General features: G+C 72.6%; 22 protein-coding genes and 3 pseudogenes. 13 read left to right on the top strand and 12 right to left on the bottom strand.

Annotated features, from left to right (window positions below):
* Positions 1–2,767 precede the first annotated feature (2,767 nt).
* Positions 2,768–3,379: an RNA polymerase sigma factor gene (locus tag ABD794_RS11135; RefSeq protein WP_344962822.1), complete on the top strand. Its 612-nt coding sequence runs from the start codon at positions 2,768–2,770 to the stop codon at positions 3,377–3,379.
* Positions 3,376–4,356 carry a CU044_5270 family protein gene (locus ABD794_RS11130; protein ID WP_344962783.1) on the top strand — a complete coding sequence of 327 codons (981 nt, stop codon included), beginning with the start codon at positions 3,376–3,378 and terminating at the stop codon, positions 4,354–4,356. Before ABD794_RS11135 ends, ABD794_RS11130 begins: the two co-directional genes overlap by 4 nt.
* A gap of 16 nt (positions 4,357–4,372) precedes the next feature.
* On the opposite strand, the gene ABD794_RS11125 is transcribed toward ABD794_RS11130, so the two are convergent.
* Positions 4,373–5,680, bottom strand: coding sequence for an AAA family ATPase (locus ABD794_RS11125; RefSeq protein ID WP_344962781.1), 1,308 nt, complete (start codon positions 5,678–5,680; stop codon positions 4,373–4,375).
* Positions 5,681–5,706: 26 nt separating this feature from the next.
* On the opposite strand from ABD794_RS11125, the gene ABD794_RS11120 reads away from it, so the two are divergent.
* Positions 5,707–5,964, top strand: a complete 258-nt coding sequence (locus ABD794_RS11120; RefSeq protein ID WP_344962778.1) for a hypothetical protein — start codon at positions 5,707–5,709, stop codon at positions 5,962–5,964.
* A 71-nt stretch (positions 5,965–6,035) separates the two neighbouring features.
* Here ABD794_RS11120 and ABD794_RS11115 read toward each other — a convergent pair whose 3' ends face one another.
* A complete protein-coding gene (locus ABD794_RS11115) occupies positions 6,036–7,193 on the bottom strand; it encodes a serine hydrolase domain-containing protein (RefSeq protein ID WP_344962775.1) in 1,158 nt (385 codons plus the stop codon).
* A 196-nt stretch (positions 7,194–7,389) separates the two neighbouring features.
* Here ABD794_RS11115 and ABD794_RS11110 point away from each other — a divergent pair, with 196 nt between their 5' ends.
* On the top strand, positions 7,390–7,812 hold the full coding sequence (locus ABD794_RS11110; RefSeq protein WP_344962773.1) for a hypothetical protein: 423 nt from the start codon (positions 7,390–7,392) through the stop codon (positions 7,810–7,812).
* Positions 7,813–7,893: 81 nt separating this feature from the next.
* On the opposite strand, the gene ABD794_RS11105 is transcribed toward ABD794_RS11110, so the two are convergent.
* From ABD794_RS11105 to ABD794_RS18880, 3 genes and pseudogenes are all read right to left on the bottom strand, one after another.
* Positions 7,894–8,223: a cupredoxin domain-containing protein gene (locus ABD794_RS11105; RefSeq protein ID WP_344962771.1), complete on the bottom strand. Its 330-nt coding sequence runs from the start codon at positions 8,221–8,223 to the stop codon at positions 7,894–7,896.
* A gap of 9 nt (positions 8,224–8,232) precedes the next feature.
* Positions 8,233–9,015 (bottom strand): LysR family substrate-binding domain-containing protein, encoded by a 783-nt coding sequence (locus ABD794_RS11100; RefSeq protein WP_425585996.1) that lies wholly within the window; start codon positions 9,013–9,015, stop codon positions 8,233–8,235.
* Between the two features lie 51 nt (positions 9,016–9,066).
* A pseudogene (locus ABD794_RS18880) lies at positions 9,067–9,255 on the bottom strand (helix-turn-helix domain-containing protein); the annotation flags it as partial.
* Positions 9,256–9,518: 263 nt separating this feature from the next.
* On the opposite strand from ABD794_RS18880, the pseudogene snpA reads away from it, so the two are divergent.
* Positions 9,519–10,179, top strand: a pseudogene (gene snpA / locus ABD794_RS11095) (snapalysin).
* Positions 10,180–10,252: 73 nt separating this feature from the next.
* On the opposite strand, the gene ABD794_RS11090 reads toward snpA, so the two are convergent.
* The gene (locus ABD794_RS11090) at positions 10,253–10,876 is read right to left on the bottom strand and encodes a DedA family protein (protein WP_344962767.1); all 624 of its coding nucleotides are present in this window, start codon (positions 10,874–10,876) and stop codon (positions 10,253–10,255) included.
* 213 nt (positions 10,877–11,089) lie between these two features.
* Entirely contained in the window at positions 11,090–11,560 is a 471-nt protein-coding gene (locus ABD794_RS11085) for a DoxX family protein (RefSeq protein WP_344962765.1), read from the bottom strand.
* A gap of 442 nt (positions 11,561–12,002) precedes the next feature.
* On the opposite strand from ABD794_RS11085, the gene ABD794_RS11080 reads away from it, so the two are divergent.
* Positions 12,003–12,584, top strand: a complete 582-nt coding sequence (locus ABD794_RS11080) for a TMEM165/GDT1 family protein (RefSeq protein WP_344962763.1) — start codon at positions 12,003–12,005, stop codon at positions 12,582–12,584.
* On the opposite strand, the gene ABD794_RS18875 is transcribed toward ABD794_RS11080, so the two are convergent.
* Positions 12,556–12,936 carry a DUF6255 family natural product biosynthesis protein gene (locus ABD794_RS18875; RefSeq protein WP_425585995.1) on the bottom strand — a complete coding sequence of 127 codons (381 nt, stop codon included), beginning with the start codon at positions 12,934–12,936 and terminating at the stop codon, positions 12,556–12,558. The two genes, ABD794_RS11080 and ABD794_RS18875, sit on opposite strands and share 29 nt — an antisense overlap.
* 69 nt (positions 12,937–13,005) lie before the next feature.
* Here ABD794_RS18875 and ABD794_RS11075 point away from each other — a divergent pair, with 69 nt between their 5' ends.
* On the top strand, positions 13,006–13,314 hold the full coding sequence (locus ABD794_RS11075; RefSeq protein WP_344962761.1) for a putative quinol monooxygenase: 309 nt from the start codon (positions 13,006–13,008) through the stop codon (positions 13,312–13,314).
* Between the two features lie 8 nt (positions 13,315–13,322).
* Positions 13,323–14,585, top strand: coding sequence for a helix-turn-helix domain-containing protein (locus tag ABD794_RS11070; protein ID WP_344962759.1), 1,263 nt, complete (start codon positions 13,323–13,325; stop codon positions 14,583–14,585).
* A gap of 66 nt (positions 14,586–14,651) precedes the next feature.
* On the opposite strand, the gene ABD794_RS11065 is transcribed toward ABD794_RS11070, so the two are convergent.
* Together ABD794_RS11065 and ABD794_RS11060 are read right to left on the bottom strand one after the other, a co-directional pair.
* Positions 14,652–15,509, bottom strand: a complete 858-nt coding sequence (locus ABD794_RS11065; RefSeq protein WP_344962757.1) for a maleylpyruvate isomerase family mycothiol-dependent enzyme — start codon at positions 15,507–15,509, stop codon at positions 14,652–14,654.
* A gap of 242 nt (positions 15,510–15,751) precedes the next feature.
* Positions 15,752–16,420, bottom strand: coding sequence for an HAD-IA family hydrolase (locus ABD794_RS11060; protein ID WP_344962755.1), 669 nt, complete (start codon positions 16,418–16,420; stop codon positions 15,752–15,754).
* 414 nt (positions 16,421–16,834) lie between these two features.
* Between ABD794_RS11060 and ABD794_RS11055 the strand changes: the two genes are divergently transcribed.
* The gene (locus ABD794_RS11055; RefSeq protein ID WP_344962753.1) at positions 16,835–17,986 is read left to right on the top strand and encodes an alpha/beta hydrolase family protein; all 1,152 of its coding nucleotides are present in this window, start codon (positions 16,835–16,837) and stop codon (positions 17,984–17,986) included.
* A 260-nt stretch (positions 17,987–18,246) separates the two neighbouring features.
* A complete protein-coding gene (locus tag ABD794_RS11050) occupies positions 18,247–20,298 on the top strand; it encodes an MFS transporter (protein ID WP_344962750.1) in 2,052 nt (683 codons plus the stop codon).
* 7 nt (positions 20,299–20,305) lie between these two features.
* On the opposite strand, the gene ABD794_RS11045 is transcribed toward ABD794_RS11050, so the two are convergent.
* Together ABD794_RS11045 and ABD794_RS11040 are read right to left on the bottom strand one after the other, a co-directional pair.
* On the bottom strand, positions 20,306–20,809 hold the full coding sequence (locus tag ABD794_RS11045) for a GNAT family N-acetyltransferase (protein ID WP_344962748.1): 504 nt from the start codon (positions 20,807–20,809) through the stop codon (positions 20,306–20,308).
* Between the two features lie 95 nt (positions 20,810–20,904).
* Entirely contained in the window at positions 20,905–21,828 is a 924-nt protein-coding gene (locus tag ABD794_RS11040) for a hypothetical protein (protein WP_344962746.1), read from the bottom strand.
* A 352-nt stretch (positions 21,829–22,180) separates the two neighbouring features.
* Here ABD794_RS11040 and ABD794_RS11035 point away from each other — a divergent pair, with 352 nt between their 5' ends.
* From ABD794_RS11035 to ABD794_RS11025, 3 genes and pseudogenes are all read left to right on the top strand, one after another.
* Positions 22,181–23,662, top strand: coding sequence for a glycosyltransferase family 87 protein (locus tag ABD794_RS11035; protein ID WP_344962744.1), 1,482 nt, complete (start codon positions 22,181–22,183; stop codon positions 23,660–23,662).
* A pseudogene (locus ABD794_RS11030) lies at positions 23,572–24,225 on the top strand (phosphatase PAP2 family protein). Before ABD794_RS11035 ends, ABD794_RS11030 begins: the two are co-directional and overlap by 91 nt.
* A 49-nt stretch (positions 24,226–24,274) precedes the next feature.
* Positions 24,275–25,543: a serine hydrolase domain-containing protein gene (locus ABD794_RS11025; protein ID WP_344962742.1), complete on the top strand. Its 1,269-nt coding sequence runs from the start codon at positions 24,275–24,277 to the stop codon at positions 25,541–25,543.
* Positions 25,544–25,617: the final 74 nt, after the last annotated feature.

Raw genomic sequence — 25,617 nt, 5'->3', positions numbered from 1 at the left:
ATCGCGGCGCCGGCGAGTCCGCGCCAGCGCGCTGCGTGCCCAGCGCGCCCACTCCTCGCAGCACGCGCCGACGGGACGGGTTCCGCCTGGGTTCATGCGGGTCTCCCCACGGGATGACGGTCCGGAGTCGTAACTCATACGATCCGATTCCTCGGCATGGAGGCGCGGTGAGGGCTCGCGCAACGCCGTGGGGTCCTCCGTCCGGCCCCATGCGGGCCGCCGTGAACGGTCCGCGAGGTCGCCGTGGAACGTCCGCGAGCGCCGTGAACGGTCCGCGAGGTCGCCGCGGACGGGTCCCGCGGGGCGGAAGCGGTCAGCGGGCCCGGTTGATGAGGGTTGATGATGCATCTTCTTAACTTGGCCGCAACCCGGGTCGTTTGTCAGTGCGGTCGTAGCCTGTGCGCATGTCCCCGTACGTGTGCGTCAGCAGTCTCTGCGCGGAGGAGATCAACCGCGCATTCGGCGTTCCTGTCCGCAGCGCCGGGGGCGTGCGCTCACGCGCCGCCGAGCGCGGACGTACGAGCAGCGGCGGGCGAGTGGTGTGTCGCCCGGCGCGGCGGTGGGGAGGTGCTAGGCGTTCCGCACCGGAGGGCGCGGCCGAGTGCCCGCTCGCTGCTCCCTCACGCTGTCGCGTTACGGGCGTCGGCGGGGCGTGGACCCAGGCGTGCGCTGCCGAGGCGAGGGGGACGAGGGTGCGGGCGTAGTCGTCACCTCGTAGTCGTCGGCCGGCCGCCAGCTCGGCCTCGGTGATCTGCAGGGCGGTGCCCTGGACCCGACCCGCCGGTCGCGGTGGGCGCGGATGGGGTGGTCGGGTGTCCGAGCCGCTGAGGGCGATGACGTGAGGGTTTCGGTGATCTCACCGTGTCCAGGCGGTAGCCGGGCAGTCCTCGGATGGCGCTGTCACCTCGCGGCCGAAGAGGGAGCGCTGGACCTCGGGCTGGAGGCAGGTGCCGTAGGAGAAGCTAGCGAGGTGGAGTTAGTCGATCATGTGAGATGGCGCACCAGGACCGTGTGGGGCGGGGTGGAGGCAAGGCGAGACAAGCTGGTCGCTCGTCCGGCATGGGGAGAGCCGGCGAACGTGCTCTTCGAGCGGGGGCGGCGGGCGGGGTGCCGGTCGTGCTGCCGCCCGGCGGGACGCGAGGTGCCCCTGTCCGAGGCACGTGGGAGCAGCCGCGCGGGCGGCCGGTGGCTGGCCTGGGCAGGAGCCGCCGGACGCCGCGTCGTCTCGCCCTACCCTGCGGGCCCGGCAGACGTGGGAGGGATGGCTGCGGTGTACGCGGTCTCCCTGCCGCCGCCCCGCGTCGAACGTGCGGCTGCGCGACCGGGACATGAGCTCTACGGACTCACCGAGATCGCCCTGCGCGAGCGTGCCCCGTCGAGGGAGGCGCCCGCTGGGGGAGTGGGAGCACCGGCCGCCCGGCGGGGAGTCGTGTGTCGCGACGTGGCGCCGACGCTGTCCGGGAGGCGCTGGGGCTGTGTCGACTCGGCGGCACGACGGGTGTTGTCGTCGCGCACGTATGCGTGATCGTCGCGCTGCGCGTACGTGCTCTCCGGCGGGGCGAGCGACAGTCGGCCCGACCGTGGCCCGTGCACGGAACGCCTCGTCTCGCGGTGAGTCCGCGACGGGGGCGGATGCGGCTAGGTCGCGTTCGGCAGCGACCTGAGGGCCTTCTGTCGGTTGTGTGCGAGGATGTGTTCGATATGACGGTCGAGACCCCTTCGTGTAACTCGGGACGGCGATCCTGTACCTCCTCGCGCGTCTTCGGCAGTGTCTTCGCCGTGTGGGTGGCGTGCCACCCTGGTGCCGGACACGATCGCCGACGAGCGCGCGTACCGGTGCCCGCGCCGGCCTGCGCGCGGTACGCGAGTGCGTTTCTTCTTTCTTGCCGGGGACGGACGACATGCGTCCGGAGCGGGAGTTCACCGTCTCCGACATCGCTGGGAAGGACGGCACAAGGCGACCCTGACCGACTCCGCGGGCGGTTCCGGCGGTCGGGTTTGCTGCCGTGACGACCGTTGTGCTGAGCAGCTGAGCGACGCGACCGGGTCACGCCACCGTCTGGCACGGCGCGGTCCAGGAGAGGGGTTTTTGGGGTGGGGGGGAGGGGGGGGTTTTTTTTTTTTTTTTTTTTGGTTTTGGGGGGGGGGGGGGGGGGGGGGGGGGGGGGGGGGGGGGGGGGTGCGGGGGGGAGGGGGGGGGGGGGGGGGGGGGGGGGGGGGGGGGGGGGGGGGGGGGGGGGGTGGGGGGGGGGGTCGCGGGCCAAGCGGGACGAGCAGGGCGCCCTCGGAGCGCGCCCCGTCATCCGCCCGCGCGCGGATCTCGCCGCCGCCCGGCGTCGGCGACCGCTTGACTGGTTCTGAGCACGCGTGCGGCTGCGCTGCGGCAGGAGCCGACCGGACGAGCGACCCGGCGCATGCGCCACGTCGTCCGGCTCGCCTTCGCCTGGGAGTCGCGTCGGCGCCGTGCGGTGACCGTCGCGGCGCTCGATCTCCGCTCTGGACGGCGACCGGCGCTCTGGCGCTGCTCGCCGCGCCGATGGTGCCGTGTGCCCGTGCGCGCGCGTGGCGCGGCGCGTTCCGGGCTGCAGAGGGCGGGCGAGCCGTGGACGCCGAAGCCCCATCTGACGCGACCCGTATGACGCGACCCATGTGACGGTCCAGCCCGCCCAAAACGGCCGCGCCAAGAAAACCCGGATACTGCCCTCCGCCCGCGGAGAGGCACCGGGCATGACGGAAACAGAACGAGGGCCGCCCATGCGCGACCCGCATCAGAGCGGGTGACCGCGACGCGTTCGCCGAGCTCTACGAGGAGCACGCGCGAACGGTCTACAACCACGCCTACCGGCTGACGGGCGACTGGTCGACGGCCGAGGAAGTGATGTCCGAGACCTTCCTGGAGGCCTGGCGCACCCGGGACAGGCTGGAACCGGAGGGCGACTCCCTGCGCCCCTGGCTGATGGGCATCGCCACCAACAAGGCGCGCAACGCCAACCGGGGCCTGCGCCGCAAGCTGGCCTTCCTGGCCCGCAAACCGGCGCCGACGGCAGACACGGTGCGGGACTTCGCGGACGAATCGGCGTCCCGCGTCGACGGCGGACGCGAACTGGACGCCGTCCGGCGCGCGTTGACGGCACTGCGCCGCTCCGAGCGGGAGGTGCTGGCCCTGTGCGTCTGGGGCGGCCTGGACTACGCCCAGGCCGGACAGGCCCTCGGCGTGCCCGTCGGCACGGTCCGCTCCCGCCTCTCCCGCGCACGGGCCCGGCTCCGCCGGCTGACCGACGAGCAGCTCGGCGCGGGCGCCGGGCGCGCACCGGCCGGAAGCCCCGCAGCGAACACGGCCGCCCTGACGGCCCTGGCTGTCCAGGAGGACGCCCGATGAAGACCCCCGAGCACCAGGACCTGGCCCGGCTGCTGCCCGGCCCCGCCGAGCGCGACCTGCCGCCGGGCCGCCACCGCCACCACAAGGAGCGGCTGCTGCGCGCCATCGACGCCGACCGGCGGCCCCGGCCGCTCGTCCGCCGACTCGTCCGCCCCGCCTTCGCCCTGCCCCTCGCGGCCACGGCCGTCGCGGGCACCCTCGTCGTCACCACCCTGACGGGCGGACACGACGAACCCCCCGCGGCGCGCGTCCCGTTGGCCGAGACCGGCACCGGGCGGGGAGCCGTGGTGCTGCTGGACCGGATCGCCGCCGTCGCCCTGAAGTCCGGCACCAAGCCGGTGCGGGACGACCAGTACGTCTACGTACGCAGCGTGGCCACCGAGACCGAGCACATCAAGCCGGTCAAGGCGGGGAAGCTCAAGCAGCGCGAGGACTGGTTCTCGCAGAACTCCGGCCCGACGAACGACGTCGGGGTGTTCCGCGAGGACGGGGAGTACGTGACCATCCACGGCGCCGACAAGGACCCGGCGGGCATCGACCGGCCCACCTACCAGTGGCTCGCCTCCCTGCCCACCGACCCCGACGCCCTCCTCCGGCGCCTCCGCAAGGAGACCCGTCCCATCAAGGGCCAGGAGTTCGACCAGACCGTCTTCGACACGATCGGGAACCTGCTCTGGACCGGGGTCATGCCCCCCAGGACCGAGGCCGCCCTCTACAAGGCCGCCGCGAAGATCCCGGGGGTGGTGACGATGCGGGACGCCGTCGACGCCGACGGCCGGCACGGCGTCGCCGTCGCCCGCGAGGACCGTCAACTCGGCCGTCGCACCGAGTGGGTCTTCGACAAGAAGTCCCTGTCGTACCTCGGCCGGCGGACCTACCTCACCAGGACCGACGAGTGGGGCAAGGCCGGCACCCTGGTGTGGGCCAACGCGATCCTGGAGCGGGCGGTCGTCGACCGGGCGCGTGACATCCCCTGAGCGGGGGGCCCGGACGCTAGTCGGGCAGCTTGACCGTGGTGAGAGTGCGCAGGGCTGCGACGGGGAGCAGCAGCCCTCGCTCCTCGGCCAGGCTGTAATCCATGACCAGGCCCGTCAGGGCCCCCGCGCTGGAGAACGCCGGGGCCCCGACCAGCCCGTCGACGAATTCGCCGGACGCGCGCAGCAGGTCCCCGGAGCGGCCCTTGACGTCGAGGAGGCATGAGTACCGTCCCTGCATCGCATGCGCGCTGACGAGCAACTGCCTGCCGGGCGTTGGGCGCTGCTCGAAGGCCAGTGACCGGTCGGGGAAGGCGACGGGCTCGGCCAGGCGCAGAACCTTGAGGGGTGGGAACGCCTGTGCCTCGATCGGCTCGACCGGCACCTTCCACTCGTCGGTACCGGCGCTCATCGCGCGGCCCTGTGGTCCCAGCCAGAATCCGTTCGGGCCCGGGTCCGCCGTAATGACCGTCTCGGCGTCGAAGAGCAGGCCGTTGCCCAGGTGTTGACCGTGCGCGTCGTAGAGCCGGACGCTCACCGACGCGACGTACTCCTCGTCCACCTGCCAGGTGTCCGTGATCATCGTGACGCTGCCGTTGACGTGCCCGAACTGGTACACCGTGTTCAAGGGCGGTGCGCCGGGGGCGGCCACCACGTTGTTGTGGACGTCCGCCTCGGGGCGGAAGTCGGGGGTGCGGAAGTCGGAGGTCAGCGGCTCCGGCAGAAGGCCCGTCTCCTCCGTCTCGGCCAGCAGGCGCTCCAACTGCTCGCAGCGTTCCTCCGCCTGCTGGTGCAGGGCCCGAACACGCGCCAACTCCTCCTTCAGCTCCCGGATCTCCTCGTTCAGCCGGGCGTTCGCCTCCGCGGCCGCCAGTCTCGCCTCCAGCTCGCGGTTGCGCATCTCCAGGTCGCGGATGCGGTGTTCGCGGTCCTGGAGGGTGTCCTCCAGCCAGCGTTCCCGCGTGGCGGCGCTCCGCGCCTCCCGGTCGGCCTCGGCCAGTTCGCGTTCCAGGAGCTGCGTCCTGTGGGCAGGGCTGCTGCCCGACTCCAGCGCCGCGGTGTGCAGTGTGCGGAGCATGTCGACCGCCGCGGTGGTCGGCGTGGAACCCCGCGCCTCACCGACGTCGTGCAGGAGGTTGAGGATGAACTCCCACGGCGGCAGCCGGCGTCCACTGAGGTAGCGGGAGACCGTGGACGAGTCGTACGCGCGGCGGGCCGCGTAGCGACGGGTGGAGACGCACAGGCCCGCGAAGAGATCCCGCAACGCCCTTGCGAGCGCGACCACATCGGGCGGCAGATCGTCGTCCATCGGCTTCAGCTCGCTCATCGCCGCTTTCCCCCCGCCCGCTGCCGGTGATCCGGCAGCACCGCTGCACCTGCCGCAGCGCCCCGACCATCCGTCAGCCTGGGCGCATCGCCAACCATGACAGGGGGCTTCGCAATGCCGCAGCGCGCAACGGGCGAACTTGGGATCTCGTCGTCTTCCTCGCCGTACTCGGCGCCGGTACGGTGCTCGTCCTGTGCGGCGTGGCGCCGGAGTCGCTGGCGACGATCGCCGTCGCCGTCTCGGGCCTGTACACCGTGTGGCGCGGCCCGCAGCCGCCGGCCTGATCACATGGCGGCATTGTGTGATTCGGTGAGAAGCCGCTCGGCTTCGGCCCCCGGCAGCACCCCGGTGACCCTCACCGTCCACCTGCGCGGCACAGCGCGTCGTCCACCAGCTTCCGCGTGGCGCGGTTGAGCCGGACCAGGTCCGGGCGGTCGCCCGCGCTCGTGACGGAGACGGCGACGGCCCGGCGGCCGTCCTCCGTCACCCCGGTGCGGGTGTACGTGCCGAAGCCGTCGCCCTCGTGGTGCCAGTAGCCGCCCCCGCAGGACAGCGGCGTCCGGCGCACCCCGAGCCCGTACCCGCCGTCGGGCCACGCCGCGAGGTCCTCGTCGGCGCCGGTCCGCTCCACCGTCCGCTTCATTTCGGCCAGTTGGGCGGGCGGCAGGAGTTTTCCGCCCAGCAGGGCGCGGAAGAAGGTGTTGAGGTCGGACGTCGTCGACACCACGCCGGAGTCGGCCGTGTGCTGGATGCTGTGTTCCGTGGCGTCGAGGACCGTGCCGCCGGGGCCGCGCAGGGTGACGCGGGCGTGCGGCCCGGGGAGGTGCGGGTTCGCGCCGGGGACGTAGGTGTGGCGCAGGCCGAGCGGGGCGATGACGCGGTGCTCGACGAGGGTGCGCCAGTCGTCGCCGGACGCCTTCTCGGCGATCATCCCGGCCAGGAGGTAGTTGGTGTTGGAGTACGACCAGCGCGGCTTCCGGTGGTCCGGGGTGAAGAGCGGGCGGTGGCGCAGGGCGACGGCCACCCAGTCCCGCGCCGGGGTCGCGTCGTGGCGGATCTTCTCGAAGTCCCCGGTGAGGGCGGCCAGGAGCGCGGGGTCGTCGACGTAGTCGTAGAGGCCGCTCGTCTGTCGGAGCAGGTCGCGGACCGTGATCCGCGATCCGTCGTTGCCGTTGCCCGAGACGACGCCGGGCAGCCACTTCTCGACGGTGTCGTCGAGCGACAGTTTCCGCTCGGCGGCGAGCTGGAGGACGACCGTCGCGGTGAACGTCTTCGTCGTGCTCGCAGTGCGGAACTGCGCGTTCCAGGGCGTGGGTTCGGAGCCGCCGCCCGCCCGCGCCCGGCGCACGCCGTGCCCGGTGTCCGCCTCGGCGAGGACGCGGACGTCGCCGCCCGCCGCGCGGACGGCCCGTACATCCGCGTCGAGCGAGGCGCGCGGGGCGCAGCTCGCCGAGGTGGCGACTTCTGTCACCAGGACCCCGGCGACCAGGGCCGCAGCCGTCCAGCGGCTCATCCGCATACCCGTCCTCGTGCGCATCGTCCGTCCTTCTCCCCGTCGTTCCGGCAACTGGTTCCAGCCAACCAGCGGGCGCCGGCCGGGCCCATGGGCCTGGAACCCCGGTGCGGGGTGTACCTGGCAACACCCGTGACCCCTTGCGTCCCCACGGCTGTTGGTCCACCACAGAGGTCGTCAGGGGAGGGACGAGGGCATGGCCAAGCGCATCACCGGGGCGGACCGCGTGATCATGGGGCGGTTCACGGCGCAGTGGCCGGACGGGCGGTGCGTGCTGGTGTATGCCAAGCACGGGTCGATGGCGGTGGTCGCGTCCGTCGCGGTGCCGGGCGCGTCGGCGGCGGAGGGCTCGCTGTGGGAGGTCGCGGGGCGCCACTGCCCGGGCAGCACCGCCAACGAGGCGGACACGTACGGCAGATGGCTGCTGTGCGCGGGGTGGAGCATGAGCGTCATGCCGCCCGCCGGCGGACTCGTGGTCAGTGGTGAGCCGTGGTCGGTGGACGTGCTGAAGACGGCCGTGCTCAAGGAGCCGGCGTACGGCTCGGACGGGGTGTACGTGGGGCGGATGGCGTTCGGGAACGCGGAGGTGCTGGAACGGGTGGGGGCGCTCCTGCGCTGAGGCCCCGCGGACGACGGCCGGTGTGCGCAATCGGCCGCCGCCCGGACAAGGACCGGACGGCCCGGAGTTCCGGGCCCGTGTTCAGGTGACCGTGACTGTCCCCCTCATCTCCCGGTGGATGTCGCAGTGGTACGGGAACGGCCCGCTCAGGGTGAAGGTGTGGGAGAAGGTCCTGCCCTGGCCGAAGCGCCCCGAGTTGAATGAGCCGTCGTCGGCCGTCACCGTATGGTCGGTGCCGTCTTCGTTGGTCCAGGTGACCGTATCGCCGGCGTTGACCGTCAACGAGTCGGGTATGAAGGCGAAATCGCGGATGGAAACAGTGGCCATGGGGTTCCCCTTTCGTCCTCGGGGAGCGTGAACCCCTGGACGTGGGGAATTGCCCCGGCCCGTCCGCTTCAACCGCCCTGTCACCCTTACGAGTCAGGCGGAGATGTCCTGGCGCTCGCGCGGGACGCCCGTGGGTGAATCGACGGGCGACGCGGACCGGTCGTTCCCGGCGCCGCCCAGCCACGCGCGGTACGCCGCACTGCCGTTGGCGAGCTCGGTGTAGGCGTCGGCCAGGTCCGCGTACAGGGCGTCGGTCTCGGTGATCGGCAGCGCGCCGGGCCGGGTCACGAGGGACAGCTGCGCGGTCAAGGGGTCGCCGAGCAGCGGGCGGACGACGGTGGCGTCCGTGGGCTCCGTGGTGGGTTCGCAGGAGCGCACGGCCTCGCCGGAGGCGACCAGGTCGGCGGCGGTGACGCTGTCGCGGACGTGCAGCAGACGGGGGTTGAGACCGGCCAGGGTGAAGGCGCGGCGGAGCGCGGCGCACTCGTGGCCGGCCGACGGGTCCACGATCCAGGCGTCGTCGCCGAGTTCGGCGAGCGTGACCACCGGGCGCGCGGCGGCGGGGTGATCCGCGGACAGGGCGACGAACCGGGGTTCGCGGGGGGCCAGGACGCGGCGTTCCATCTCCGGCGGGAGGCGCAGCGGGAAGCCGGCCGGCTCGTGGATCAGGGCGGCGTCGAGCTGTTTGGAGACGAGCAGTTGGAGCAGGGCGGACGAGGAGACCTCTATGTGGATCGTGGTCTCGGTGTTGGGCAGCCGCTCGTGGACGCGGCGCAGCCAGCCGGACACGACGCGGCCGCCGACGCTGCCGATCCGCAGGCACAACCCGCCGACGCCGCAGGCCGCGTCGCGCGCGGCCAGAACGAGGGCCGTCATTTCGGCCACGATGGGTCTGGCCCGGGACAGCACGGAATGACCCAGCGGCGTGGGGCGGCTGCCCGTCTGCCCCCGGATGAACAGCGTTCCTCCGACGGCTCCCTCTATGCGCCTGAGCTGAGTGGTGAGGGAGGGCTGGGTCATGCCCAGCTGTAACGCGGCCTTCCGTACGCTGCCGGTGTCGGCGATGGCGCAAAGCGCTCGGAGGTGCCTGACCTCAAGCTCCACGGTCGCGAGCATATCCGCGCCCCGTGGGTCACACCAGGCACATCTCGGGCAGATGCGCGAATTGCCTGTGGAGCGGCGGCCGATGGGGTCCGTCCCGGGGTGATGGGCCGGGGCTATAGCGGACTGGCATCATCCGCGCCGGCGACGCCCCGGCAGACACTCTGCGGAAACCGAAACCCTTCGGTGCGCCAACGGGCCGCGCGTCCCACCCGCACGGCTCCCGCGGCGCTCCGCACGAACTCCGCAGAATTGGAGTCCCCCACATGAACCGCTCCATGAAGCGTTCCCTGCTGGCCGCGTCGGCCGCGCTCGGCCTCGGCCTGGCGACCGCGGCAACGGCCGTCCCGGCGACGGCGGCCACGCCCGCCCCAGCAGCAGACCGCGAGATCCTCCTACGTCGGCTCGGCCCAGGAGGAGGCCAACAACAAGGCGTTCTTCGACGCGGTGATGAAGTCCGCGAAGGCCAAGCAGGCGGCGTCGCCCGGGCTGCAGGCCGTCACCGTGACGTACGACGCCAGCCAGGCGCCGAGCTTCGCGAGCCAGATATCGCAGAGCGCGCAGATATGGAACAGCTCCGTCCGCAACATCCGCCTGCAGCAGGGCGGGAACGCGGACTTCCGCTACTACGAGGGCAACGACTCGCGCGGTTCGTACGCGAGCACCGACGGCCACGGCCGGGGGTACATCTTCCTCGACTACCGCCAGAACCAGCAGTACGACTCGGTGCGCGTCACCGCCCACGAGACCGGTCACGTGCTCGGCCTGCCGGACCACTACTCGGGTCCGTGCAGCGAGCTGATGTCGGGCGGCGGCCCCGGCACGTCCTGCACCAACCGCTACCCGAACGCGAACGAGCGCAGCCGGGTGGACTCGCTGTGGCGGAACGGGCTGAGCCCGTTCGCCGGCAAGCAGGGCGCACTGACCAAGGTCTACTGACGCCCGTCGCATGAAGAACGCCGGACGGGCATCGGCCCGTCCGGCGTTCTCCTGCTCCGCTCGCTGCGGCCGATCAGCCCGCCTCGGCCTCGATGTGCCGCGGCCGGCGGACGAGGAACGCGGCGCCCGCCCCCGCGAGGAAGAGCGCGAGGACGGAGACCGCCGTGCCGATCCAGGTGGCGCCGAGCCACTTGCCGCCGAAGTAGCCCAGGCAGACGCTGTAGACGGCCCAGGACAGGCCGGCCAGCGCGGACCAGGGCAGGAACTCCCGCACCCGGCGGTGCATGACCCCGGCGCCCAGGCTGACCACCGAGCGGCCGGCCGGCGCGAACCGGGCGACGACGACGAGCGCGCCGCCGCCGCGCAGCAGCGCGGTGCCGAGCCGCTCCTGGGCCGTGGTGAGCCGGCGGGAGCGGGCGATGGCGCGGTCGAAGCGGTCGCCGCCGCGCCAGGCGAGCCGGTAGGCGACCAGGTCACCGACGACCGAGGCGGTCGCGGCGCAGGCCACCAGGGCGCACATCTGCGGGAAGGCGGTCCCGCTGTGGGTGCTGACGGCCGAGCCCGCGGCGGCGGTGGCGGCGGTGATCACCAGTACGCCGCTCGGCAGCACCGGCAGGAAGACGTCCAACAGGACGGACGCTCCGACAATGACGTATATCCATGGGGTGTCGGCCAACGCCCCCAACTGCTCCAGCACGTCCGATTCTCCTGGTACGGTCCCCCGCCGCGATGTCGCAGGGGAGCGGCAGGAGCGGCCTTCACAACCGTACACAGTACGCGTGGGGCTTCTGGGAAATGTGAATGGGGCACGCGATGTAGTGCGCATCACCGCTTCGGCGAGACGCTCATCACATGCCCCGGGCGTTCCGTGACGACCCGTCGGGGCGGGGCCGGAGCCCCGCCCGCGAGGTCACCGGCCGCGGGAGTACAGCCGGCTCAGGGCCAGCGGGCCGGGGCCCGTGAAGACCAGCAGCAGGAAGGCCCAGCAGAACATCACCGCGGCCTCGCCGCCGTTCTGGATCGGCCACAGCGCCAGCTTCTGGTGCGTCTCGAAGTACGCGTACGCCATCGAGCCGGAGGCGATCAGGGCCGCGCCGCGGGTGCCGGCGCCGATCATGACCAGGAGGCCGCAGACCATCTGGATCACGGCCGCGTACCAGCCGGGCCAGGTGCCGGCGTCGATCGTGCCGCCGTTCGTCCCGGCCGCGCCGCCCAGGACTCCGAAGAGCGAGGCGATGCCGTGGCAGGCGAACAGCAGGCCGACGACGATGCGGAACAGGGACAGGACGTACGGCCGGGCCGCGTCCAGGCGCTCCGCGAGCGGTGCGGAGCCGTGGGAGGACGACGGTTTGGACGTGGTTTGGGTGGATCCGGAGGTCATGGTGGAGCTCCTCGTGTCGGGGGACGGATACGACGAGAGGTCCAAAGGTTAGGTACCCCTCACAATACTTGCAAGTTCAAGTTCTTTATCTCCCCCTGACCTCCCCCTTCGAGACCGTTCGGTTATCCGGGGGCGGCGTCCCGGGTCCCCTGATGCCCGGGCTCCTGATTACAGGGTGCGACGGGAGCGGAGCGATTGCCCGGTCGGCGCACCGGCGGGCGTCACGTACCCTGAGGGGAGCAGAAGGGGAGTAGCTCTTCGCCGGACCGTCGACATACTGCTGGGCCTCGCGCCCGGCCGGCGCCCGGAGCCCGTACCGGTCGACGGTGCGGGTCAGCGAGACCTTCGGCCGCAGTGTCCACGACGCTGCCGAGCCGAAGCGACCCCTGATCCGATCCGGCAGGCTCTTCGGTGCGGCAGCCCCACCGAAGGGGAGAATCCCTTGATCAGCCCGACCGTGACCGCCCTGGTCTTCGGCGTGATCTTCCTGGCCGAGCTGCCGGACAAGACCGCCCTGGCGTCCCTGATGCTCGGCACCCGCTACCGGGCGTCCTACGTCTTCGCCGGCGTCGCCGCGGCCTTCGCCGTCCACGTCGCCCTCGCCATCGCCGCCGGCAGCCTCCTCACGCTGCTGCCGCACCGCCTGCTCCAGGCGGTCGTGGGTGTGGCCTTCCTGCTGGGCGCGGCCGTGCTGCTGTTCAAGAAGGACGATGACGACGAGGCGATCAAGGCGCCCGCCGACCAGTCCTTCTGGAAGGTCTCCGGCGCGGGCTTCATGCTGATCCTCGTCGCCGAGTTCGGCGACCTGACCCAGATCATGACCGCCAACCTCGCGGCCCGCTACGACGACCCGCTCTCCGTCGGCGTCGGCGCCGTCCTGGGCCTGTGGGCCGTGGCGGGCCTGGGCATCGTCGGCGGCAAGGCGCTGCTGCGCTACGTCCCCCTGGCGCTGATCACCAAGATCGCGGCGCTGGTGATGCTGGCGCTGGCGGGGTTCAGCCTGTACGAGGCGGTGGCGGGGTAGGAGTGGTCACGGGCTGCCATGGTCTTCCCACCGTGCTCCGCCGGTTCGCCTCGGACACTCTCCGGTGCAGGTCCTCCCGGCGAGAGGTCGCGGGGGCGTCGGGTCTTCCGGCCTCCGGGCGAGCGGTGCCCCGGTGGGTGCGGGTCGGCCCGTAGAGCTGCGTGCGCTCGGGTACTTCCAGGGCGAGCCCGAGCGCCCGGTAGTCGGTGACGCGGCGCGTGCCGCACGCGCCGCAGGTGCTCATTCCGTCCCGTGTGACCCAAGCCGCCTGCGGATGAACGCAGTTCCCGTGGGGCGCGAGTGTGTTGTTCGGCGTGACCGCGACGCTACTCGCAGTATTTCTGCGAGTCAAGAAAATCTGCGTCTACCTCGGTCCGCTCCACTTCTGCGATTCTTGATGCGACTTGAGGGGAGGACGGACATGGCCGTGGGATACGGGCTGGTCGTGCGCTTCACGCTGCGGAGCGAGGAAGCCGCCGAGGCCTTCGACGAGTTGGTGTCGAGGACGCTCGAAGGGATTCGCCGGGACGAACCGGGGACGGTGGTGTATGTGAACCATCGCGTACCGGACGAACCGGCCGTACGCGTCTTCTATGAGCTCTATGCGGACCGTGCGGCGTTCGAGGCCCATGAACGGCAGCCGCATGTCCGGCATTTCCTCGAAGAGCGCCGGAAGTTCGTGGCACGGACCGACGTGACCTTCCTGGAGCACATCGACGGAAAGGTGTGATCGGTCCGGTGGCGGACAACGGGCGAGGCGCGTTCGGCGCGAGGGTTGCGGAACTGAGGGCCCGGCGAGGGCTGACGCAGAAGGATCTGGCGACCGCGGTCGGACGCACGACGAGCTGGCTCTCCCAGGTGGAGCGCGGGGTGCAGCCGGTCAACCGGCTGGATGTCCTGCGCCTCCTGGTGGACGGCCTGGGAGTCGCGGTGACGGAACTGCGCCCGGACGCCCCGCCGGATCCGGCCGAGCCCTCGCCCCCGCCGAACGACCTGGACCGCGCCCGGCTCGTGCTCTCCGGCCATCCGGCCCTCGGCACCCTCCTGTCGCTCGGGGAACGGCGCCCGGACCCCTCGCTTCCCGAATTGAGCGCGGACGTCGAGCGCGTGTGGGCCCTGGCGCACAGCAGTCGCCACGCGGAGCTGACCGTCGCGCTGAGCGCACTCGTCCCCGCGCTGGAGCGGACGACCCGCACCGCGGGCAAGCGCGAACGCGCCATGTCGTACGGCCTGCTGGCCCGTACGTACCAGGCGCTGTCGGCCGCTTTCGTCCGGCAGGACGAGGCGGATGCCGCCTGGGTGGCCGCCGACCGGTCGATCGCCGCGGCCGAGATGTCGGGCCGCGTTCTCGATGTGTTCGCGGGTACCTACCGGCTGGCCCACGCCTGTGTCTGGCTCAAGCGGTACGACCAGGCGGAGCACGTCGCGAGGGCGGCGGCGGACGCGCTGGAGCGCAGCGTCGGCGAATCCGGGGGATCCGACGAGAAGTTGTCCCTCCTGGGGGCCTTCCACCTGGTGCTCGCCCTCGTGCACGCCCGGTCCGGGAACCGGGCGGACGCCCGTCACGCGACGGAATGCGCGCGCCGCGTCGCCCGGCGCATGGGGCGCAACAGGAATGACTTCAACCTGGAGTTCGGCCCGACCAATGTGGAGGTCCACGCGGTGGCCGTCGCCGTCGACCTCGGTGACGCCGGGGAAGCCCTCGACGTCGCGGGGCAGTTGGACACGGCAGGGATGTCCACCGAGCGGCAGGCGCGGTTCGCCCTCGACGTCGGGCGGGCCCATGCCCAACTGCGGCATGTCGATGACGCGGTGGAGCGCTTCCTGGCGGCGGAGCAACTGGCCCCCGAGATGGTCCGCTCGCACACCGCCGCCCGTGCGGCGATCCGGGACCTGATGCTCGTCGCGGGCCGCTCCGCCTCGCCGGAACTGCGGGCGTTGGCCGAGCGGACGGACGCGATGGGCCAGGTCGCGTCCGACGGGTCGGTGACGCACTGGTGAGTGCGCCGTCCGTGGTGATGCGGGGCGTGCGACCGGCATCGCCGCTGGTGGACCTGGACGTCGCTGTCAGTGGACGATCGACAGGATCCGGCAAGCGGCTTCGGCCAGTTCCCGGTCGCCGTCGATGCGGGCACGGGCGAGGGCGGCGTCCGGCTGGATGCCGCGGACGCACAGCCGCCAGGCGGTCTCCGCGTCCAGGCGAACGGCCGCGGCGGGACGTGCGGCGTCCGGCTCGGCGAGTGACCAGCGATCCCCGGTGGCCGTCACGGTCCAGGTGCCGCCGGCCGGGCCGTCGATCCGCACCTGCATCTGTGTGCCGACCGGCGCGGCGATCTCGCGCAGGGTATGGGGCAGAGCTCGCATGAAGGTGTCCAGGACCAGGGACAGGAACCGCGGGTCGGGGTCGGTCTCCCGGCCGGCCGCGTGGCGGATCTGCTGGCGGTGGGTCCAGAACTCGGTGAAGTCGCGGGCGCTGTCCAGCCACATCGGTGCCGGATCGACACCGGCCCAGGACACGCCCAGCGACGGCGGGCCGGGGTCGGCCGCCTCGAAGAACCGGGCCACCTGCCCGCCCACCAGGTCGAGGGTGTCGGTGAGCGCGGCCGGACTCACCCGGGAGAAGGTGTGCACCCATTCCTGGTTGATGCGGTGGATGAACGCCTCCAGCGTCTCGCCCGGTGCGAGGGCGGGCCCTTCCCGGTGCCCGTCGCGGTCCCGGGCGAGGCGCCCGTAGAAGTCGCCCAGGACGTGCGCGGCGAGATCCCGCACCGTCCAGCCCGGCACCGCCTCCTTGCCCCAGTCGGCGGGTGCCAGGCCGCGCAGCGTGGCCATCAGCGCGGCGTGCTCGGGGGCGAACAGGGGGCGGGCGTCGATCGGGGCGCCGAGCCAGGAGTGCCTTGGCGTGTCACCGAGCCGGGAGTTCATGGCTCCAGCCTGCCGACCGAATGCCCCGATGACTACCGGATATCCCCTTTCGGGACGCTTCGACAGTGCGCGCCTCGGTGAGCCCTTGTCCCCGGGGAAGTCGGCGGGTCCGGAGCGGGATCGGTCGTCACCGTGCCGCGTCAAGGTGCTGTCGCACAAGGTGAGTCCGTACGGGACAGGTCCGTACGCGTGTGCCGGAAGGTCCTGCACCCGGATCGGTGATCCGGGTGCAGGACCGGGCCTCACGCCTCCGTGAAGTGGAGGGTGACCGTGCCGTCCGGCGTCCGCTCCACGCGGAGCCGCGTCAGGTCCATGACGTGCGCGTCCGGGCCGAGGGACGCCGCGCGGGGGCCGACGCCCACGACGCGCATGCCCGCGGCGCGGCCCGCCGCGACGCCCGCCTCGGAGTCCTCGAAGACGACGCACTCGGACGGGGCGAAGCCCAGCTCCGCGGCGCCCTTGAGGAAGCCCTCCGGGTCCGGCTTGCTGGCGCTGACCGACTCGGCCGTGATGCGGACGGCCGGCATCGGGAGGGCGGCCGCGCCCATGCGGGCCTCGGCCAGGGCGCGGTCCGCGGAGGTGACCAGCGCGTGCGGGACGTCCGCGAGGGAGGCCATGAAGGCGGGCGCGCCGCCGATGGGGACGACGCCGTCGGTGTCGGCCGTCTCGGCCTCCAGCATCCGGCGGTTGTCCTCGTGGTTGAGCTCCATCGGCCGGTCCGGCAGGAGGTGCGCCATGGTGGCCCAGCCCTGGCGGCCGTGCACCACCTTGAGCGCCTCGTCGGCGTCCAGGCCGTGCTCCTCGGCCCAGCGGCGCCAGCAGCGCTCGACGACCGCGTCGGAGTTGACGATGGTGCCGTCCATGTCGAGAAGAACGGCCTTGATCGCGCCCATGGTCTCTGACCTGCGCATACTGCAACTCCTGCGGTGATGGGACGGGCTTTGTTCATCCACGATACAAAGTCGCCTCCGGAACGGACAAGGCATGGCCCCGGTGCCTGCGGTGGTACGAGACCGTGACGGCCGCCGGCAGGCCGTCACGCCGCGCGTCCGCCCGGCGCGGCCATGCCGTCCGGCGGGGCGGGGGCGGAGCCTCGTCCGCGGGGGCCGGTCCCCTCCGTCGCGCGGTGGAACGGCGGTGGCCGTCCGGTCGTCCTCCTTTGAGGGGTGGGGCCTCAAGTCACCTGGGGTGCCTGTGTGGTGACGTATCGTCAGCCAACCCCGCCGGTCGGCGGGGAGGGGACCCCGCGCGGTACGGCCCGCGCCGCGGCCCGCTCCTCCCGGCGGCCGATGCCGTCCGCCCCTCCGCTTCCTAGCGTGGCGATCATGAAGAATTCCGTACGCGCGGGCGGCGTCGCCGCCGCTCTGCTGACCGCCGCCCTGGTGGCGCCCCAGGCGGCCGCCGTCGCCGCCCCGAAGCCCGCGAAGGCCGCGGCACCGGCCCCCGAGGTCCCCGCCCCCTCCGGCAAGCAGGCCATCGGCGAGAAGACCCTGCGCCTGGTGGACTCGGCCCGGACCGACCCCTGGAAGCCGTCCGCCGGGCCCCGCGAGCTGATGGTCTCGGTCCGGTACCCGGCCCGTTCCGCCGCCGGCGCCAAGGCGCCGTACGTCTCCGCCGCGCTCTCCCGGGAGCTGTACGGCAACGACAAGTTGAGCACCGTGCGCACCCACGCCGTCGTGGACGCCGCCCCCGCGCAGGGGAGGGCGCGGCCGGTCGTCGTCCTCTCGCCGGGCCTCACCCAGAGCCGTTCCTCGCTCACCTCGCTGGCCGAGGACCTGGCGAGCCGGGGCTACGTCGTGGCCGCCCTCGACCACACCTACGAGTCCGCCGTGGAGTTCCCCGGCGGCCGCGTGGAGAAGTGCGAACTGTGCGTCAGGGAGGACGTCGACAACGGGGCGATCGTCCGCAACCGGGCCAAGGACATCCGCTTCCTGCTCGACCGGATCACCACCGGCGACGGCCTGGTGGCCGGTCTGAAGGTCGACAAGTCCCGCATCGGCGTCGCCGGGCACTCGATCGGCGGGGCGAGCGCCGTCGAGGTGGCGGGCCAGGACGCGCGGGTGGCCGCCGCGGCCGACATGGACGGCGACTTCTTCACCGAGCAGCCCGCGGGCGGGATCAAGAAGCCCGTCATGCTGCTGGGCGCGGCCCGCGCCGGTGAGCTGGGCGGCGAGCGGGACACCTGGAGCCCGGCCTGGAAGAACCTCACGGGCTGGAAGCGGTGGCTGGACGTCGGCAAGGGCGGCCACATGACGTTCACCGACAACCACTGGCTCGCGGACGCCGTCGGCCTGCCGGAGGGCCTGCCGCCGGACGCCGCCGAGGGGGCGTTCGGCACGCTCAAGAGCGACCGGGCGAACGCGCTCACCCGTGCCTACGTGGCGGCCTTCTTCGACCGGCACCTGAACGGGACGGCGAGCCCGCTGCTGGAGGGGGCGTCGGCGGACTTCCCCGAGGTCGCGTTGCTCAAGAAGTAGTCGCGAAGAACGTAGTCGCGAAGAAGCGGTCGCGAAAAAGAAACAAGCGGCTCCGCCCACCGGTCAGGGAGTGCGGGCGGAGCCACTTTGTTTCCCAAAGATACAAAAAAGTAGTGCTTTTGCGCCAACGCACCAGGTCACAGGGGTGGGCGGGGGAGCGGACACCCCACGACGGGTCAGTCCAGCGGGCCGAAATCGCCCGTCCGGACGACCATGGGAAGGACGCGCCGGAACCGACCCGAGCCCGAGGAGGCGGTGCCATGGCGCAGCAGACCCCGGGTGCGGCGGAGGCCGCCGCACCCGCTCCCGGCGAGGGGCAGACCACCCGTACCGTCCGGCTCGCGATCGGCGCGCTGCTGCTCGGCATGCTGCTGGCGGCGCTCGACCAGACGATCGTCTCCACCGCGCTGCCGACCATCGTCAGCGACCTCGGCGGGCTGGAGCACCTGTCCTGGGTGGTCACCGCCTACATGCTCGCCTCCACCGCGGCCACCCCGCTGTGGGGCAAGCTCGGCGACCAGTACGGGCGCAAGAAGCTCTTCCAGACCGCCATCGTCATCTTCCTCGTGGGCTCCGCGCTCTGCGGCATGGCCGGCGACATGCCCGAACTGATCGGCTTCCGGGCCTTCCAGGGCCTGGGCGGCGGCGGGCTGATGGTCCTGTCCATGGCGATCGTCGGCGACATCGTCCCGCCCCGCGAACGCGGCCGCTACCAGGGGCTGTTCGGCGCGGTCTTCGGCGGGGCGAGCGTGCTCGGCCCGCTGCTCGGCGGGCTGTTCGTGGACAACCTCAGCTGGCGCTGGGTCTTCTACATCAACCTGCCCATCGGCATCGTCGCCCTCGCCGTCATCGCCGCCGTCCTGCACATCCCCGTCCGCCGCACCCCGCACCGCATCGACTACCTCGGCACGTTCCTGATCGCCTGCGTGGCGACCTGCCTGGTGCTGATGACCTCGCTCGGCGGGGTCAGCTACCCCTGGTCGTCGTGGCAGATCATCGGCCTCGGGGTGCTCGGCGTGCTGCTGCTGGTGCCGTTCGTCCTCGTCGAGCGGCGTGCGGCCGAACCGGTGCTGCCGCTCGGGCTGTTCCGCAACCGCACCTTTACGCTCTGCTCGGTGATCGGCTTCATCGTGGGCTTCGCGATGTTCGGCTCGATGACCTATCTGCCGACCTTCCTCCAGGTCGTGAAGGGCGTCACGCCGACCCTGTCCGGCGTCCACATGCTGCCCATGGTCGCCGGCATGCTGATCGCCTCCACCGGCTCCGGCCAGATCGTCAGCCGCACCGGCCACTACCGGTTCTTCCCCATCTCCGGCACCGCGGTGATGATCGTCGGGCTGCTGCTCCTGCACCAGTTGGAGCCGGCCACGAGCACGGCCGTGATGAGCGTCTGCTTCTTCGTGTTCGGCTTCGGGCTGGGCCTCGTCATGCAGGTGCTGGTGCTCGTCGTGCAGAACTCCGTCTCCTACGAGAACCTCGGCGTCGCCACCTCCGGCGCCACCTTCTTCCGTTCCATCGGCGCCTCCTTCGGCGTCTCCGTCTTCGGCACGATCTTCAGCAACCAGCTCGGGCCGCGCGTCCGCGACGCGCTGGCCGGAGCCACGCTCCCGCCGGGGGTGACGGCCGCCGGCCTCACCGCCGACCCGCGCGCCCTGGACCGGCTGCCGCCGTCCGTCCGCAGCGGCGTCCTCGTCGCGTACTCCGACTCCATCACCGACGTCTTCCTCTACGCCGCCCCCGTCGGGCTGCTCGCCTTCGCCCTCGCCTGGTGGCTCAAGGAGGAGCCGCTGCGCGGCGGCGTCACCGCCCCCGACGCCAGCGAGGTCGTCTCCAGCAACCCCGTCGAACGCTCCTCGCGCGACGAGGTCGCCCGCGCGCTGTCCCTGCTCGGCAGCCGCGAGGGCCGCAAACAGGTCTACGAGCACATCACCGAACGGGCCGGGCTCGATCTGCACCCCGCCGCGAGCTGGATGCTGCTGCGCGCCGAGCGCCACGGGCACATCGAACCGCCGCTGCTCGCCGAGCGGGTGGACATCCCGCTGCACGTCCTCACCGACGCGGTACGGCAGTTGGAGTCGCGGGGGCTGGTCGCCCGCGCCGGGGTCCAGGTCTTCCCCACGGAGGAGGGGCGGCGGCAGGCCGGGCTGCTCCTCCGGGCGCGCGAGGACTCGCTCGCCGAGCTGCTCGGCGACTGGTGGACACCGGACCGGCCCACCGATCTCGACGCGCTCGTCCGCGAGTTGAGCACCGAGATGTGCGGCTCGGACGCGGAGCAGCCGCACAACGGGGAGCGGTCGGACCACCGCTTCTGACGGTACGTCAGGCCGGGTCGAGCTCCTTGCCCAGCCACACCTCGGCGTGCGGGCCGTGGACGTACGCCGGTATCGCGGTGTAGCCGTGCCGGGCGTACAGCGCCCGCGCCTCCGTCAGGTCCCGCCGCGTCTCCAGCACCACCCGGGCCGCGCCCCAGAGGCGGGCCGTCTCCTCCAGGGCGGTCAGCAGGGCGGGCGCCACGCCCCGGCCGCGGTGCGCGGGGCGCACGTACATCCGGGTCACCTCGGCCCTCTCGTCGTCCAGCCGCCGCAGCCCGGCGCAGCCCGCCGGTTCGTCCCCGCGGCGGGCGACGAGGAGGACGCCGCGCGGCGGGTCGAGGTCGTCGTCGCGGATCTCGGCGAGGTGGCGCTCGAACTCCTCCGGTGTGCAGGGGCGTTGGTGCCGCAGCCGGTACCAGCGGCCGGCGACGTCGGCCAGGTACGCGCGCAACAGGGCGTCGGCGACGGGGGAGCCGGCGGGGGCCGGGGCGATGGTGAGGGGGTCGGTCACGGGGTGTTCGGTCATGGGGCGGCAGCGTGGCACGGCGGGGGCCGGGGCGCGAGGGGTTTCGCGGGCGCCCGCCGACGACCGCGGTCCGTCGGCCCTCAGCCGCCGGCCGTACGTCGTCGCGTCCGTCTGACGCGGGCCAACGCCCCGCCCGCGCCCAGCAGGGCGACGGCCAGGGCGCCGCCGCCCACCGCCCACGGCAGGGCGCGGTGTTCCGGGCCGGGGTCCGCGGCGGTCTCCCGGCACGCCGTGCTGCCCGCGGACGCCTCCGTCACCCGGTAGCGGGCCCATACCTCCTTCGTGGAGCCGGTGGCGACGGGGCCCTTGCGGTAGACGGGGTAGACGCCCGGTTTCGTGCCGCAGGAGATCGTGGCCATCGCCACCTTCACGGCACGGCCCCGGTCGCGGGCGGGCGCGGCCGCGGCGAACGCCGGGGAGATCATGGTGACCGCGCCGTCGTCCACGCCCTCGTCCTCGTTGTCGGTGAGTCTGACGCGGCTGCCGGGGGCGAAGGAGCGGACGTCCCACGGGCTCTGCGGCCAGCTCGTGTGCGCCGGCCAGCGCTCCTCGGGCGGGTCCGCCGGCGCCGGGTGGTCCCGCTGCCGGTCGCGGCACTCCCGCCGGGCCCGCGCGTCCGCGTCCCGGACGCGGAGCGTCGTGCGGAAGGCCGGGTGCGCGGCGCCGCCCTGCGCGGGCGGCAGGTTCGTCTCGACGCGGTGGTCGCCGGGGGCGGCGTCGCAGGCGACGGTGACCGTCGCGGTCAGCAGCGGGGCCCGCATCCGCAGGGTGCCGCGCGCGGTGAACGCGTCGGAGAGGACGACGTCGCCGTTGCCCGCCTCGCCGTCGCGCGCCGTCACGGTCAGGCGGTCGCCGGGCCGGACGGAGCGGACCGCGGCGGGTACGAGCGGGAGGGCGGGCGGGGCGTCCGCGGCGGTGGCGGAGGCCGCCGGGAGTGCCGTGCCCAGGAGCAGCAGCGGTGCCGCGGTGGCGGCGGTCCGCACCGCGCGGGGAAGTCTTGTCACGGTCGGCCCTGCCTCTTCCTCGTCTTCCTGGTCCTGCTGGTAGGCCGGGAACCCTCGCTTTCTGAGAGCCCGTCGGACGGCTCCCGGTTCCACCGCGTGGGCCTGTCGTCACTCGGTGCGAGCACCTGATATAGATCCGTGACACGGGCGTCCACCGCCGCGTACCCGGCCACCCCGTTCCACCCCGGCCGTGCGGCCGGGCCTCAAAGATCTGTCCGGAACACATTCAGGCCATCTGGGGAAGGTTGTACGTGACTTGGGGGTGGCCTGCAGGTGTCCGCCAGGACTCAGTAAGGTCGCACAGGGCCCGACGAGAGTGACCGAGCAGGTCGACCGGAGGAGCGGCAGGGGCGTGGTGAATGCAGAACGGGGCGGACCGGCAGGTCCGTCGAGTGCGGGCCCGCGGACCGTCCTGGCGCTGGGCGCCCTCTGGCTGGTCGCCGGCGTCCTGGCCGTCCGTCAGGCCGCCGTCGTCCTGCGCCGGCCGCCCGAACGCCGGTTCACCGAACTCGCCACCTGGATAGGGGACCACGGCGTGCTGCGCACGCGCGGTTCCTTCTACGACAACGACCAGTTCACCGGCACCCCTTTCGGGGGTCTCGTCCTCAGACCGCTCACCCGCGCCGCCGAGCACAGTCTCGGCATCGGCTGGACGATCGGCACCCTGCTGCTCGTCGTCGCCCTCGCGCTCGTCGCCGCCCGCTCGCTGCCCGGACCGCTCTCCCGGCGCACGGCCCTGCTCGCCGCGCCCGTCGCGGTGAGCCTCACCGTGCTCTCGCTGCCCGTCCGCAACACCTTCACCCTCGGCCAGACCAGCATCCTGCCCGTCCTCCTCGTCGTGCCCGCCTGTTGCCTGCCCCGGCTCGCGGCGGGCCCCGGCCGCTCCGCCGGTGTCCTCTGCGGCCTCGCGGCCGCCCTCCAGCCGGCCGTCCTGCTCTTCGTCCCCCTGCTCCGGCTCACCGACCGCCGCCGCGCGGCCGTCACCGCGGGGGCGACGTTCGCCGCCGCCACCGCCCTCGCCTGGGCCGCGGCGCCGGACGACTCCTGGACGTACTGGATCCACCACCTCGCCGGCGCCGGCCTCGGCGACCAGCCGGACGGCCTCGCCAACCAGTCCCTGCACGGCCTCCTGCTCCGCCTCGGCCTGCACGGTCCCGTCGAGATCGCGCTCTACGCGGTGCGTCGCCGCCGCCGTCGCCGTCCTCGGCTGCGCCGCGCCGTGCACTACGCCCGCGACGGGCAGCCGGCTGCTCGCCGCCGCGATCACCGGCTGCGTCACCGTCGCCGTCTCGCCCACCGCCTTCCAGCACCAGCAACTGTGGATCCTGCTCGCCCTCGTCGGCCGGGTCGGCCGCCGCCGCGCGGACCGGCTGGTGTGGCCGGTGCTCGTCGTGCTCGTCATGACGCTGCCCAGCAGGATCCTCATGCCGGACAACCCCGTCCCTCGCCCCCGTCGGCGACAACGCCCCGCTGCTCGCCGCGCGCTCGCCGCCGCCTGCGCCGTACCGTTCCTCACCCGCGGCTCCGCGATGTGGGAGCGGCCCGTGCCGACCCCGGTCGCCGACCCGCAGCCCGGCCGCTTCTCTCCTGGATCCCGCTCATGGGCTTCTGGAAGCGCCCCGCTCAACCGCCCGAACCTGCTGCTGGAGCTGATGCTGATACGGGTGGGCTACTTCGCCTACTCGTACATCCGCGGCAGCGCCCCCCGACGAGCGGAGCGTCGCCGAGACCCACGGCCGGCAGATCCTCGGCATCGAGGAGTTCCTGCACGTCGACTTCGAGCACGCCTTCAACCACTTCGTGGCGGGCGTCGGCTGGCTCAAGGGCGGCATGAACTACTACTACGGCACCTTCCACTTCCTGGTGCCGCTGTCCCTGCTCGGCTTCCTCTACCTGCGCCGCCCGGCCACCTACCGCTGGGCGCGCACGGCCCTGGCCATCGCCACCCTCATGGCGCTCGTCGGCTTCTGGGCCTACCCGCTCGCCCGCCGCGCCTGATGCCCGGCCGTGACTTCATCGACACGGCCAACGGCCCGCAGGATCTCTCCAACCCCGACTTCGGGGCGCTGACCGAACTGTCCAACCCAATACGCCGCGATGCCCTCGCTGCACATCGGCTGGTCGCTGTGGTGCGGCGTCGTCATCGCGGTCGTCGCGCCGAAGCTGTGGATGAAGGCGCTCGGCATGGTCTACCCGACCCTCACCTTCCTGGTGATCGTCGGGACCGCCAACCACTACGTCCTCGACGCGGTCGGCGGCGCCCTCGTCGTCGCCTCCGGCTTCGCCGTCCAGTACGCCCTGACCGGCCCCGGCCGCCAGGCGCTCGCGAGGATCCCGGGGGCGCGGAGCGAACTGGACGCGCTGGAGCCGGTGGGACCGCGGTCGGCGCGGGTGTGACCACACCTCACTGCTGACGGGTCGTCAGATCGCCTATACGATCCCGATCATGAGAACTGGTGTTGTACGGGCCGCGACGGTGGCCATGAGCAGTGTGGTGCTGGCGGCCGTGGGGGCCACGGGCGCGGTCGCCGATCCGGTCGCCGATCCGGGGGTGCGGGACGACGCGGGGGTCCGCGCGGCGCTGCAGCGCACCGTCGCGGCGGGTGCACCGGGCGCCTTCGCGGTGATCCGGGACGGCGAGGGCACTCCTCGGTCGGTCGCCGTCGGCAAGGCGAACCTCGACGGCACCCCCATGAACGCCGACTGGCGCTTCCGCGTGGGCAGCAACACCAAGATGTTCACCGCCGTCCTGGTCATGCACCTCGCCGAACAGGGCCGCATCGACCTCGACAAGCCGCTGCGCGGCTACCTCCCGGCCGGGACCCTCCCGGAAGGCTGGAACATGACCGTCCGGCAGGTCATGCAGCACCGCTCCGGCATCTACGACCACACCAACGACCTGCTGGAGCAGCCGGGCGAGGAGACCACGAGCGCCTTCGAGAAGCGCATCCGCAACACGGTCTACAAGCCGGCCGAGCTGGCGGCGCTGTCCGTCAAGCACGGAAAGCAGTCCACGCCGGGCACCCAGTACGCGTACTCCAACACCAACTACCTGCTGCTCGGCATGGCGGTCGAGCACCTCACGGCCCGCGCGTACGCGGACGTCCTGCGCGAGGAGATCATCGAGCCGCTGGGGCTGGAGCAGACCTCGTTCGTCGTCCCCGACAAGACCATCGCCGGCCCGCACATCACCGGCTACCTGACGAACGACGACCGCTCCAAGCCGCTCCTCGACTCGACCGAGTCCAACGGCTCCTGGGTCTGGAGCGCCGGCGCCGTCATCTCCTCCGCCGCCGACATGGACCGCTTCGTCGGCGCGCTGCTCGGCGGCCGGCTGGTCTCCGACGCGTCGCTGCGCCAGATGACGGCCGTGCTGCCGACTCCCACCGCCAAGATCGCCTACGGCCTGGGCCTCCGCGAGGTCTCCCTCTCCTGCGGCAAGGTCTACGGCCACGGCGGCATCGTCCAGGGCTACCAGACGCAGTCCTTCGCGACGCGCGACGGCAGGCGGACGGTCGTCGTCTTCGCCAACGCCTCCAACAACGGCGCGGTGACGCAGGGGCTGATGAACACGCTGGAGCCGGCGTTCTGCGGCGCGACCGGGGCCGCAGAAGACGGACAAGCCGTCGCTGCGCACGAAGCGTTCGGCGGTGCCGGTGCCCGCGGACGTCCCGGTGGCCGACGACATCCGCTTCTGAAGCTGCCCGTCTTCTGAAGCTGCCCGTCCGATGCCCGCCAGCACCACCGGCTCGGCCCGGTGATGCTGGCGGGCATGACCGATCCGATCTC

Source organism: Streptomyces thioluteus (assembly GCF_039535865.1).
The sequence above is the reverse complement of the archived record's forward strand: the minus strand, read 5'-3'. Positions and strand labels throughout refer to the sequence as shown.